This window comes from Klebsiella sp. M041, from assembly GCF_059759695.1.
In genome coordinates, this window is record NZ_JCAXWU010000004.1 from 83,682 (window position 1) to 95,265 (window position 11,584).

The 11,584-nt window shown below is 56.3% G+C and carries 10 protein-coding genes, 2 tRNA genes and 2 other RNA genes; 7 read left to right on the top strand and 7 right to left on the bottom strand.

Features of this window, described 5'->3' with window-relative positions:
• The first annotated feature begins 173 nt into the window (after positions 1-173).
• Positions 174-261 (top strand) — tRNA-Ser (locus tag AC6CWS_RS06010).
• A 458-nt stretch (positions 262-719) separates the two neighbouring features.
• Here AC6CWS_RS06010 and AC6CWS_RS06015 read toward each other — a convergent pair.
• Positions 720-1,625, bottom strand: a complete 906-nt coding sequence (locus tag AC6CWS_RS06015; protein WP_023289111.1) for a LysR family transcriptional regulator — start codon at positions 1,623-1,625, stop codon at positions 720-722.
• 178 nt (positions 1,626-1,803) lie between these two features.
• Between AC6CWS_RS06015 and AC6CWS_RS06020 the strand changes: the two genes are divergently transcribed.
• The 5 genes from AC6CWS_RS06020 to AC6CWS_RS06040 all read left to right on the top strand — a co-directional run bounded on the left by AC6CWS_RS06020 (position 1,804) and on the right by AC6CWS_RS06040 (position 3,955).
• The gene (locus AC6CWS_RS06020) at positions 1,804-2,664 is read left to right on the top strand and encodes a pirin family protein (protein WP_065881762.1); all 861 of its coding nucleotides are present in this window, start codon (positions 1,804-1,806) and stop codon (positions 2,662-2,664) included.
• A gap of 18 nt (positions 2,665-2,682) precedes the next feature.
• Positions 2,683-3,360, top strand: a complete 678-nt coding sequence (locus AC6CWS_RS06025; protein WP_002898927.1) for an isochorismatase family protein — start codon at positions 2,683-2,685, stop codon at positions 3,358-3,360.
• Positions 3,361-3,505: 145 nt separating this feature from the next.
• A tRNA-Ser gene (locus tag AC6CWS_RS06030) sits at positions 3,506-3,593 on the top strand.
• 43 nt (positions 3,594-3,636) lie between these two features.
• Positions 3,637-3,774: non-coding RNA, RtT sRNA (locus AC6CWS_RS06035), on the top strand.
• A gap of 43 nt (positions 3,775-3,817) precedes the next feature.
• A non-coding RNA gene (locus tag AC6CWS_RS06040) (RtT sRNA) lies at positions 3,818-3,955 on the top strand.
• A gap of 153 nt (positions 3,956-4,108) precedes the next feature.
• On the opposite strand, the gene AC6CWS_RS06045 is transcribed toward AC6CWS_RS06040, so the two are convergent.
• The 5 genes from AC6CWS_RS06045 to efeU form a co-directional block, all read right to left on the bottom strand.
• Positions 4,109-4,753, bottom strand: a complete 645-nt coding sequence (locus AC6CWS_RS06045; RefSeq protein WP_065881764.1) for a DsbA family protein — start codon at positions 4,751-4,753, stop codon at positions 4,109-4,111.
• Positions 4,754-4,990: 237 nt separating this feature from the next.
• Positions 4,991-5,779 carry a phosphate starvation-inducible protein PhoH gene (phoH, locus tag AC6CWS_RS06050; RefSeq protein WP_002898923.1) on the bottom strand — a complete coding sequence of 263 codons (789 nt, stop codon included), beginning with the start codon at positions 5,777-5,779 and terminating at the stop codon, positions 4,991-4,993.
• A gap of 504 nt (positions 5,780-6,283) precedes the next feature.
• The gene (gene efeB, locus AC6CWS_RS06055; RefSeq protein WP_023289108.1) at positions 6,284-7,567 is read right to left on the bottom strand and encodes an iron uptake transporter deferrochelatase/peroxidase subunit; all 1,284 of its coding nucleotides are present in this window, start codon (positions 7,565-7,567) and stop codon (positions 6,284-6,286) included.
• Positions 7,568-7,571: 4 nt separating this feature from the next.
• On the bottom strand, positions 7,572-8,699 hold the full coding sequence (gene efeO / locus AC6CWS_RS06060; RefSeq protein WP_023289107.1) for an iron uptake system protein EfeO: 1,128 nt from the start codon (positions 8,697-8,699) through the stop codon (positions 7,572-7,574).
• A gap of 51 nt (positions 8,700-8,750) precedes the next feature.
• A complete protein-coding gene (gene efeU, locus AC6CWS_RS06065; protein WP_032452417.1) occupies positions 8,751-9,581 on the bottom strand; it encodes an iron uptake transporter permease EfeU in 831 nt (276 codons plus the stop codon).
• Positions 9,582-9,851: 270 nt separating this feature from the next.
• Here efeU and AC6CWS_RS06070 point away from each other — a divergent pair, with 270 nt between their 5' ends.
• Positions 9,852-11,036 carry a NupC/NupG family nucleoside CNT transporter gene (locus AC6CWS_RS06070; RefSeq protein ID WP_102004238.1) on the top strand — a complete coding sequence of 395 codons (1,185 nt, stop codon included), beginning with the start codon at positions 9,852-9,854 and terminating at the stop codon, positions 11,034-11,036.
• A gap of 31 nt (positions 11,037-11,067) precedes the next feature.
• On the opposite strand, the gene AC6CWS_RS06075 is transcribed toward AC6CWS_RS06070, so the two are convergent.
• The gene (locus AC6CWS_RS06075; protein ID WP_032452416.1) at positions 11,068-11,502 is read right to left on the bottom strand and encodes a DUF3574 domain-containing protein; all 435 of its coding nucleotides are present in this window, start codon (positions 11,500-11,502) and stop codon (positions 11,068-11,070) included.
• Positions 11,503-11,584: the final 82 nt, after the last annotated feature.

Here is an 11,584-nt window from a genome sequence, read left to right on the forward strand (position 1 = left end):
CTTGTCGCAAAGTGAAAAGGGAGTGGCGACAAAAAAAACGGATTTCGCACGTTTAAGGAGCAAGTTGTTCGAAGTTTGTCTAAACGCGCTGATTTTGCAAAAAGTTGATTGACGGGCGATACGTATTTCCCTACATTAGCGCCCGTTCCCGACAACAACGGGAAAGACAATATGGTGAGGTGTCCGAGTGGCTGAAGGAGCACGCCTGGAAAGTGTGTATACGGCAACGTATCGGGGGTTCGAATCCCCCCCTCACCGCCATATTTTAAGAAGAGCTCGTACGCAAGTACGGGCTTTTTTTTCGCATGTGCCACCAGCCGGGGGGGATGAGAACCCCCGACTGGGGTTCGACAACTGGCGCAGCCAGTTGGACAGACCGCGAGCCCGCGAGCGGGCTGCCCCGCAGGGGCGAGCGAAGCGAGTCAATCCCCCCCTCACCGCCATATTTTAAGAAGAGCTCGTACGCAAGTACGGGCTTTTTTTTTCGCATGTGCCACCCGCCGGGGGGGGATGAGAATCCCCGACCGGGGTTCGACAACTGGCGCAGCCAGTTGGACAGACCGCGAGCCCGCGAGCGGGCTGCCCCGCAGGGGCGAGCGAAGCGAGTCAATCCCCCCCTCACCGCCATATTCGAGATGAGAGCCTGTACGCAAGTACGGGCTCTTTTCTTTTATATTCTCCGCTGGGGGGACGCCCCCCGGGAAAAGCGAATCCCGAAGCTAATCCTCCTCCATTCGCTGATACTCTTCGCTGAGGTAATCCACCAGCGCTCTAACGGAGGGCAGCAGCCCGCGCCGGGAGGCAAATACCGCATGGATCACTTCCCGCCGCGGCTGCCACTCATCCAGTACCACCTCTAACTCCCCTGACGCCAGCTGATCGCGCACCATCAATAAAGGAAGCTGCACCACCCCCACGCCGGCTATCGCCGCCTCGCGCAGCGCCAGCATATCGGTGGTCACCATTCGCGGCGTGAAATACACCTCCGCCCTTGCCCCTTCAGGCCCGGTAAGCTGCCATTTATGCTGATGCTTGTTCGCCCCCAGGCTGAGCCCCGGCCAGTCGCTCAGCTCAGACGGCGCCTGCGGGCGTCCGAGCCGGGAAATCAGCTGCGAACTGGCCACCAGCCGGTGCCCGCGGTCCGCCAGCACGCGCATCACCAGGTCGCTGTCCTCGATTGGCCGGGGACGGACGCGGATCGCCACATCAATGCCCTCACCGACCACATCCACCCGGCGGTTGGTCGCCTCAAGATGCAATGTTACCCCGGGATAGCGCGCCATAAATCGCGCCAGCATCGGTCCGATATGGACATGCAGCAAGGTGACCGGACAGGTGATCCTGACGCTGCCGCGCGGCTCGGCGCGCAGCGTGTCGACCGCCTGCTGCGCCGCCTCGGCCTCAATCAGCATCGCTTTGCAATGCTGGTAAAAGGTCTGCCCGACCTCGGTGACCGCGAACTGGCGAGTGGTTCGCTGAATCAAACGCACGCCCAACCGCTCCTCGAGTTGCGCAATACGGCGGCTGAGCTTGGATTTCGGCTGGTCAAGCGCTCGCCCCGCCGCGGCGAAACCGCCATGATCCACGACCTGGACAAACCAGGCGAAGTCATTGAGATCCTGCATCCTTCCTCCATTGTTCCATTGTTCCATTGTTCCATTGTTCCATTGTTCCATTGTTCCATTGTTCCATTGTTCCATTGTTCCATTTTTGGAACAGTATAGGTCATTTTTGCTCACTACCGCATACGTCGTCCCGGATATAAGCTTATTTACATCAGATACCGATACACAGGAGAAAGCCATGAAACAGATTACAGGAGTCTACACCGCGCCTGCGCAGCATTGGGTAGGCGACGGCTTCCCGGTTCGTTCGATGTTTTCCTATCAGACGCACGGCCAGCAGTTGAGCCCCTTCTTACTGCTCGACTATGCCGGGCCGTACACCTTCCCGGCAGGCAGCGATAAACGCGGCGTCGGTGAGCATCCGCATCGCGGATTCGAAACCGTCACTATCGTCTACGCCGGTGAAGTAGAGCATCGTGACTCCACCGGACGCGGCGGGGTGATCGGCCCAGGCGACGTGCAATGGATGACGGCCGGCGCCGGGATCCTGCACGAAGAGTTCCACTCGGAGGCCTTCACCCGCAGCGGCGGCGAGCTGAAGATGATCCAGCTGTGGGTCAACCTGCCCGCCAAAGACAAAATGACGGCCCCCGGCTACCAGAGCATTACCGCCGGGACAATCCCCACCGCCGCGCTGGCGAATGGCGCCGGACAGGTTCGGGTTATTGCCGGCCAGTATGACGACGTCAGCGGCCCGGCCCATACCTTCTCACCGCTTAACGTGTGGGATCTGCAGCTGAATCAGGGGCACGACCTCACGCTGCGCCAGCCGGAAGGCTGGAGTACTGCGCTGGTGGTACTGGAAGGGGAAGTGATCATCAACGGTTTCGAACCCGCCCGCGAAGGCCAGCTCGCCGTCCTGAGCCAGGCAGGAGACGCACTGCACCTGGAGGCGACAACCCAGGCAAAAGTTCTGCTGATGGCCGGCGAACCGCTGCAGGAGCCGATTGTGGGCTATGGCCCCTTTGTCATGAATAACAAAACACAGATCGCAGAAGCCGTTCGCGATTTTAACAGCGGCCGCTTTGGCCAAATCTAACTCATTGAGGTGAATACTATGTCTACTCCCGCTAACTTTAACGGTGCTCGTCCGGTGATTGATGTCAACGATACCGCCATGCTGTTGATTGACCACCAGAGCGGCCTGTTCCAGACCGTCGGCGATATGCCGATGCCAGAGCTGCGCGCTCGCGCCGCCGCGCTGGCGAAGATGGCCTCGCTTGCCGGGATCCCGGTGATCACCACCGCTTCCGTGCCGCAGGGGCCGAACGGTCCGCTGATCCCGGAGATTCATGAGAACGCGCCGCATGCGAAATACATCGCCCGTAAAGGCGAGATCAACGCCTGGGATAACCCGGAATTCGTCGCCGCGGTGAAAGCGACCGGTCGCAAAACGCTGATTATCGCCGGGACCATCACCAGCGTCTGCATGGCCTTCCCGGCGATTGCCGCCGTCGCCGACGGTTATAAAGTGTTCGCCGTGATTGACGCTTCCGGCACCTACAGCAAAATGGCGCAGGAGATCACCCTGGCTCGCGTGGTACAGGCCGGCGTAGTGCCGATGGATACCGCCGCCGTCGCCTCTGAGCTGCAGCGTACCTGGAATCGCCCGGACGCCGCAGAATGGGCGGAGGTGTACACCAAAGTCTTCCCGGCCTACCAGCTGCTGATCGAAAGCTATAGCAAAGCGCAGGACGTCGTGAAGAATAACGAACAGCTTGATTCCCAGCGCTAAAACGCCTGCCCCGCTACGTCGCAGCGGGGCGTTGTTCATTGCGTGAGCGGTCGGTAAAGAAAGAAGAAATTATGCTTGACCGTTTAAACGCAACTCCCTATAGTAGCGCCCCGTTGCCCACCCAAGGTGAGCAGCAAGACAATATGGTGAGGTGTCCGAGTGGCTGAAGGAGCACGCCTGGAAAGTGTGTATACGGCAACGTATCGGGGGTTCGAATCCCCCCCTCACCGCCATATTCGAGATGAGAGCCTGTACGTAAGTACGGGCTCTTTTCTTTTATATTCTCCGCTGGGGGGGATGAGAACCCCCGACCGGGGTTCGACAACTGGCAACGCCAGTTGGACAGACCGCGAGCCTGCGAGCGGGCTGCCCCGCAGGGGCGAGCGAAGCGAGTCAATCCCCCCCTCACCGCCATATTCGAGATGAGAGCCTGTACGCAAGTACAGGCTCTTTTCTTTTATATTCTCCGCTGGGGGGGATGAGAACCCCCGACCGGGGTTCGACAACTGGCGCAGCCAGTTGGACAGACCGCGAGCCCGCGAGCGGGCTGCCCCGCAGGGGCGAGCGAAGCGAGTCAATCCCCCCCTCACCGCCATATTTTAAGAAGAGCTCGTACGCAAGTACGGGCTTTTTTTTCGCATGTGGCACCCGCCGGGGGGATGAGAACCCCCGACCGGGGTTCGACAACTGGCGCAACCACCTGGACAGAACGAAAAAGACAATCCGAATGAAACTATCTCACTTCACGTCACTGGGATTTGTTAAGCAAAAATAAAACCAGATTCGCCATATCCTCTGCATAGGTATCATAGTCATCTTGCGCGAGTGATGCATTGTTAATATGATATTTCCCTGAAACATAAAAAGAAGGCGTACCACTTACTTTCATTTTTTCGACCAGATTGTCCTGTCTGGCAATTAAAGTTTTTACCATAAAATTACTTTGCATTTCGGCATATTTCTCGGACGTAATGCCAAGTTGATTAAATACCTTAATAATATCAGCTGTCGTTTTAATATCACGCTTAACCTGTAAGCCTTCAAACAATAACTTTTCCACCTTGCCATCTACCCCAGCATATTGTGCTACGGCCCATGCTTCTGTTAATGCTGGTCCTAAAGGTCCCATCTGGCTGACATGGTATTTTTCCAGTTTCATATCGGCGGGCAGGCGCTTTCTGATAGCTGTATCAACATTGATGCGCTCTGCAAACGCATAACAAGGTCCGCAGTAGAAGGAAAAAAACTCAACCAGTTGCGGCGGTTGCTTAACAGTAGAATTAATGACAGTGAAGTTTTTCCCTGCCTGATAATCTTTACTATAAGCAGCAGATGACAACCCCACCATCAAAATAGTAATTAATAACTTGATAACTTTCCCATGTACGACCATAGAGCTTCCCTTACAAGTATCCATACAATTAAATGAGTAAAACGGCGTAAGACGAAAGAAATTATTAGAAAGGCGCTTATGTATAGCAAAGCAGATATTCTTGTATTACAGAGAAGAAATTCTATCACCTACAGCGATGGATCCCTCAAAACAGAAAGTTTATCCGCACTTCAGACTGTCGCAAAGATCAAAACAACAAAGCCCGGGCTAGCCCGGGCCTTGCTCACAGTATGACGATCAATAATAGGCTTTCAGCGTCCGCTGACAGAGGGCCGAGCGCACGCAGTCATCGGTGGTGAAACGCACGATGCCGATCATCTCGTCTTCCTCAAAACGCGCCAGCGCATCACTTAGGCCAGATCTCACACCAGAGGGCAAGTCGCACTGGGTGATATCGCCATTGACGATGACCGTCACGTTCTCCCCGAGGCGGGTTAAAAACATCTTCATTTGCGCTGCGGTCACGTTCTGGGCCTCGTCCAGAATCACCACCGCATTTTCAAAGGTACGTCCGCGCATATAGGCGAACGGCGCGATTTCCACCTTGCCGATTTCCGGACGCAGGCAGTACTGCATAAAGGAAGCCCCCAACCTTTTCACCAGCACGTCATAAACCGGTCGGAAATAGGGCGCGAACTTCTCGGCGATATCTCCCGGTAAGAAGCCGAGATCTTCGTCGGCCTGCAGAACGGGACGGGTAACAATAATTCTGTCCACATCCTTATGGATCAGCGCTTCCGCTGCCTTCGCCGCACTAATCCAGGTCTTGCCGCATCCGGCTTCGCCGGTGGCGAAAATCAGCTGTTTATTGTCGATGGCATTCAGATAATGCGCCTGAGCCTCATTGCGCGCCTCAATTGGGGAAGTATCACGGCTGTCCCGCGCCATGCCAATTGCTTCTACGCCACTCATTTGCACAAGCGATGTGACCGATTCTTCTTCACGCTGCTTATGACTGCGTGAATCCCGTCTCAGCACACGTTTTGCTTCACGACGAGCTTTGATCACTGCTTTTTGTCTTCCCATGGATAGCACCTTGCGTTGTAGGTTTACATCACACGCGTCAACATCGACGCGACTATGCGCACGAACGATTGAGGTTTGGCTTCCTTGTAAGCCATTGCTTGCCGGTAGAACTGACAACGAGTCGCGGCTACGCGCACCGCGTACCCTGCCAAGGTGATAATAATTCGAAGCGGAGGGAGAAAGAGTGAGAAAATCGCTGCCGGAAGCGGGGCTTCCGTGCTGAAGAGTACGGTCTGTGGTTTTACGTTGTCCGGTACGGGACCTTACCATTCGCGATCTCCATAGTGAAACGTCACACTGCCGGGAACTACCGCGTATGTAATAAGTACATCAAAAAAGATTCTTAATGCAACTTATTTTTCACAATGACGCAACAAATAGTTCTTAAGCAAGTGTAGGAGACTATCGGTCATTTGTATTACAGAAATATAACACATGGCAGGAAATATAAGAAAAATGAGAAAAACAGCAGAAAACGCCCTGCCCTTGCGGACAGGGTCGGTATCAGGCCTGCAGCAGCGTCTGTCCCAGGTAGTGCTTGTCATCCACTACGCCGGGTAAAACAAAGAAGTAGCCCCCGCCAATGGGTTTGACGTACTCCTCCAGCGCCTCGCCGTTAAGCCGTTTCTGCACCGTCAGAAAACCCTTTTCCAGATCGTGCTGATAGCAAACGAACAACAGCCCCATATCCAGTTGCCCGGCGTTAGTGACGCCCAGCGAATAGCTGTAGCCGCGGCGCATCATCAGGCTGGACTGGGTTTCCGGCGTGCGAGGATTGGCCAGACGAATATGGCTATCCAGCGCGATCGTCTCGCCGCCAGGATCGTTGCTGTAATCCGGGGTATCGTGCTCGTTTTTCATCCCCAGCGGCGCTCCGGTGTGTTTGTCGCGGCCAAAGATCGTCTGCTGCTCTTTCAGCGGCGTCCGGTCCCAGAACTCGACGTGAAACTGGATGATGCGCGCCGCCTGATAGCTGCCGCCCACGGCCCAGGCCGGCTCGTCCTGATCCGCCGTTACCCACACGACCTGATCCATCAGCGCGCTGTCATGGCTCGCCGGATTAGCGGTGCCGTCTTTAAAACCCAGCAGGTTGATGGGGGTCTCTTTGCCTTTGCTGCGCGCCGCGCTATCGGAGATAAACCCTTCCCGCTTCCAGCGCACGCTGAGCAAATCCGGCGTATGTTTGATGACATCGCGCAGGGCGTGGATCACCGTATCCTGAGTATTGGCGCAGATCTGCAGCAGCAGGTCGCCATGGCACAGGGCGGCATCCAGCGAATCATTGGGGAAGCGAGTCATCGGCTGCAGTTTTCTCGGCACTTTATCCGCGAGGCCAAAGCGCTCATCAAACAGCGAATGGCCGACCGAGACGGTGATGGTCAGGTTATCCGGGGCAATCCACGGCCCTAAGATGCCGGAATCCATCGGCGGCAGCCGGGGATTAGGCGTATCCGGCGCCGGGCCGCCGTGGGTTAAAAAGGCGATACGCTGGGTCAGCAGCCGGAACAGACGCTCGAGGTCGGCTTTATCTGACGCCAGCACGTCGAACGCCACCAGCATCATCGAGGCCTGCTGTGGCGTCAGAATGCCCGCCTGATGCCGGCCGTAGAATGGCTGTTTTTCCTGACGCGCGTCGGGTGCGAGCGTCCCGGGGGAGCTTTCCGCTTTTGCCGCATGCGCCACCGGGCAGCCGCCGGTGATGGCCAGCGCGCCGCCAAGCGCGCCGATCCCTTTCAATAAGCGGCGACGTGACGGCTCGTTCACGTCGTGTGGTTTCTGTTGTGCCATCGACTTAGTCCAGACCCAGGATCCCGCGCAGCTGAGCCAGATCTTCCGCCAGGGTGGTGATCGGCCCTTTCAGCGCATTACGGTCAGCGGTGGTCAGCTTATCGTAAGTTTCGAAACCGTCTTTGGTGCGGTATTTGCTGAGGATACTGTCCACTTTCTTAAAGTTGGCGTCCACTTTCGCCAGCAGCGCGCTGTTCTCTTTTTGCAGCTGCGGGCGCAGCAGGTCGACAATTTTCTGCGCGCCGTCAATATTGGCCTGGAAGTCCCACAGGTCGGTATGGCTGTAGCGATCTTCTTCACCGCTGATCTTGCTGGCCGCGACTTCTTCAATTAATCCTGCCGCACCGCCCACGACTTTTGACGGCGGGAACGCCAGCTCGCTGATGCGTTTTTGCAGCTCCAGCACATCGCTGTTCAGCTGATCGGCGTATTTTTCCATGCCCTTGACACTGTTATCGCCAAACAGCGCCTTTTCCAGACGGTGGAAACCGGTGAATTTCGGATCTTCCGCTTTTTTCTCGAAGTCGTCTTCGCGGGCGTCGATGCTGCCGTCAAGGTCAGAGAACAGCTCGGCGATCGGCTCGATGCGCTCGTAATGCTGGCGCGTCGGGGCGTACAGCGCTTTCGCTTTCTCGATATCGCCCGCTTTCACCGCGTCGGTAAAGGCTTTGGTGCCGCTGACCAGCTGCGCGGTTTCCGCCGTCACATAGGCTTTGTAAGCGGTGATCGCTTCGCCGAGGCTCAGCACCGCATCGGCTTTCGCCGCGTCTTTGGTGGCGGCGCCGGTGACGATCAGTTTGCCTTTCGGGTTGGTGAGCAGGCCGCAGGTCATGTCATATTCGCCCGGCTGCAGGTTCGCGGTGAGCTTCTGGGTAAAGCCCGGCGCGATGTTCTCACGCTCTTCCACCACCATGACCCCTTTCAGAATCTCCCACTCCAGCGCTTTCTGGCTGTGGTTCTGAATAATAAACTGGGTTTTACCCGCGTTAACGGTCACCTGCATCGGCTCGCACTGTTTATCGTTGACGGTGACTTTGACCTGCGGGATATCCGCAGCCTGAGCACCGAATGCAGAGCAGAGCAGCGCGGCCACGGTCACCCGCAGCGCATTACGGCGAAAATGAATCATCATGATCATCCCTTTCGGTAAGTAGAGTGTCGCTTATAAGCTCGCAGCGCCCGGTCAGGCAGCCCGCGAGGCAGTCGTATTATTTCGCGGCGGCAGCGCAAACAGCACCAGCGCCGGGATCAGATAAAGCAGATAAACAGCCACTTCGCTGACGCTTGGCGTCTCCTGGTAGCCGAAGATCCCTTCCAGCAGCGTGCCGAACAGCGTATGCGTCGACAGCACAGCGCTCAGATCGAAGGCGGTCTCCTGGAACAGGTTCCACAGGCCCGCCTCGTGGAAGGCGCGGATCGCCCCCGCGGCCAGGCCAGCGGCCACCAGCAGGATAAACAGGCTGGTCCATTTGAAGAACACGCCGAGGTTGAGACGGATACCGCCCCAGTAGAGCAGGAAGCCCAGCACGATAGCCGTGGCCAGCCCCAGCAGCGCCCCCAGCGGCGGCCAGATGCCGACATCCTGCTGGAATGCCGCCAGCAGAAAGAAGACCGACTCCAGCCCCTCACGGGCGACCGCGAAAAAGACCATCATCACCAGCGCCCAGCCATGGTGATTTCCGCGCTGTAGCGCCTTGTCCACGGCCTGTTCCAGCTGCTGCTTGACGTTGCGTGAGACATTGCGCATCCAGAAGACCATCCACGTCAGGATCACCACCGCGATGACCGCGACGATCCCTTCGAACAGCTCCTGTTCACGCTGAGGAAATTCACCAGTGGTTTCGTTGATAAAAATGCCTAAGCCAAGACACAGCGCCGCCGCGAGGATCACGCCAATCCACATCACGCCAATCCAGTTGCCGCGCTGGGTGCGTTTCAGATAGCTGGCGATCAGGCTGACAATCAGCGCCGCCTCCAGGCCTTCGCGTAACATAATGAGAAATGGGACAAACATGCCAATACCCTTAAATGTAAAGCACCGTCAACGAATGCAAAAACAGGTAATATTTATGATAGTGATTATCATTACAATACTCAGAAACACAAGCAAAATGTGCAGAGAATGATGATCAGTTGTAAATAAATCGCTGGCAAATAATGACTTATGAAAATATTCGCCTGTTATGAGGGAAAAGAATAAGCAAAGGATTTTTTACGTCAGATATTTACCCGTCGCAGCGGCTATGGCTAAATGGCGGCCTTATTGACCTGCGAAAAGTACAACATGACTGCATTTTTTCATTTCCTGCTGGCGCTGGCGGTGATCCTCGCCCTGGCCTGGCTTGTCAGCTATGACAGACAAAAAATTCGTATTCGTTATATTCTCCAGTTGATTATTATCGAAATAGCGCTCGCTTTCTTTTTCCTGCACGCCGAAAGCGGCCTGTGGCTGGTGAAAAATATCTCCGGCTTTTTTGCTTCGCTATTAGGCTTTGCCGCCGAAGGGACCAATTTCGTCTTTGGCGGCATGAGCGAAAAAGGCTTAGCCTTTATTTTCCTTGGCGTCCTGTGTCCGATTGTGTTTATTTCCGCGCTGATTGGTATTCTCCAGCACTGGCGGATCCTGCCGATTTTTATTCGCGTCATTGGCACCCTGCTGTCGAAGGTCAACGGCATGGGTAAGCTGGAATCTTTTAACGCCGTCAGCTCACTGATCCTCGGCCAGTCAGAAAACTTCATCGCCTACAAAGGCGTGCTGGGCGACCTCTCCTCGCGGGGTCTGTTCACCATGGCGGCGACGGCCATGTCGACCGTATCGCTGTCGATCGTCGGCGCCTATATGACCATGCAGGACGCCAAATACGTCGTCGCGGCGCTGATCCTGAATATGTTCAGCACCTTTATCGTGCTGTCGGTGATTAACCCGACGCGGCCGGGCAGCGAGCAGGAAATAAAGCTGGAGAAGCTGCATGAATCGCAGAGTTTCTTTGAAATGCTCGGGGAATATATTTTGGCCGGCTTTAAGGTGGCGATGATTATTCTGGCGATGCTGATCGGCTTTATCGCGCTGATCAGCGCCATTAACGCGCTGTTCGCTACCCTGTTTGGCCTCAGCTTCCAGCAGATCCTCGGCTACGTCTTCTATCCGCTGGCCTGGCTTATCGGCATTCCGCTGAGCGATGCGCTGAACGCCGGCAGCATCATGGCCACCAAGCTGGTCGCGAACGAATTTGTGGCGATGATTGAGCTGCAAAAGATTGCCGCCAGCATGACGCCGCGCGGGCTTGGCATTCTCTCGGTCTTTCTGGTGTCGTTTGCCAACTTTGCCTCGATCGGCATTATCGCCGGGGCGATCAAAGGCCTGAATGAACCGCAGGGCAATATCGTCTCCCGCTTCGGCCTGCGGCTGGTGTATAGCGCCACGCTGGTGAGCCTGCTTTCGGCCAGCTTCGCCGGGCTGGTGCTGTAAGACAAACGGCGGGGCTACCCCCGCCGTTAACTCAGAACTGTACGCAGACCGGCTGGTCGACACGCATCACCGACTCCTGCGCGAACCGTAATTTATAGCCCTGGCGCAGCGCCTCAATACCGGCCTCGCTCTGCGCGTCGTTGCCATGGATCACCATCAGCGCCTTACTCTGCTCCCGCACCACCTGTCCATTCTGACCCAGCCACTGGCCGCGAGCGTCAAACACCGTCAGCCCGTCGCGAAAACGCGGCGTGACGTCGCGGTCGACAAACTGTTGCCACTCATCAGGGGTGATGTCTTTCCCCGCCGGGCGGCTCAGGCCGAAGTAAAGCGTGGTTTGCACCATGGACTGATCCGCCGGGCAGGCGCCGGGCTTCGGCGCGCTGGTCGACGAACTTCCACCCGCCGCGCAGCCGCTGAGTAACCCTGCCAGCACCAGCGCCATTGCACCCTGTCTGAACGTCATCTTTGCTATCCTCATTGTTATTAGTCAGGAAATATCAGCGGATTTTCAAATAATTAGCAAGGGTTATAATATTCCAGCCCGG

Excerpts from the sequence above, each read along its gene's own strand:
- AC6CWS_RS06075 (WP_032452416.1), bottom strand. The coding sequence starts at position 11,502 with ATGACGTTCAGACAGGGTGCAATGGCGCTGGTGCTGGCAGGGTTACTC.
- efeO (WP_023289107.1), bottom strand. The coding sequence starts at position 8,699 with ATGATGATTCATTTTCGCCGTAATGCGCTGCGGGTGACCGTGGCCGCG.
- AC6CWS_RS06045 (WP_065881764.1), bottom strand. The coding sequence starts at position 4,753 with ATGGTCGTACATGGGAAAGTTATCAAGTTATTAATTACTATTTTGATG.
- AC6CWS_RS06020 (WP_065881762.1), top strand. The coding sequence starts at position 1,804 with ATGAAACAGATTACAGGAGTCTACACCGCGCCTGCGCAGCATTGGGTA.
- efeU (WP_032452417.1), bottom strand. The coding sequence starts at position 9,581 with ATGTTTGTCCCATTTCTCATTATGTTACGCGAAGGCCTGGAGGCGGCG.
- phoH (WP_002898923.1), bottom strand. The coding sequence starts at position 5,779 with ATGGGAAGACAAAAAGCAGTGATCAAAGCTCGTCGTGAAGCAAAACGT.
- AC6CWS_RS06070 (WP_102004238.1), top strand. The coding sequence starts at position 9,852 with ATGACTGCATTTTTTCATTTCCTGCTGGCGCTGGCGGTGATCCTCGCC.
- AC6CWS_RS06025 (WP_002898927.1), top strand. The coding sequence starts at position 2,683 with ATGTCTACTCCCGCTAACTTTAACGGTGCTCGTCCGGTGATTGATGTC.
- AC6CWS_RS06015 (WP_023289111.1), bottom strand. The coding sequence starts at position 1,625 with ATGCAGGATCTCAATGACTTCGCCTGGTTTGTCCAGGTCGTGGATCAT.
- efeB (WP_023289108.1), bottom strand. The coding sequence starts at position 7,567 with ATGGCACAACAGAAACCACACGACGTGAACGAGCCGTCACGTCGCCGC.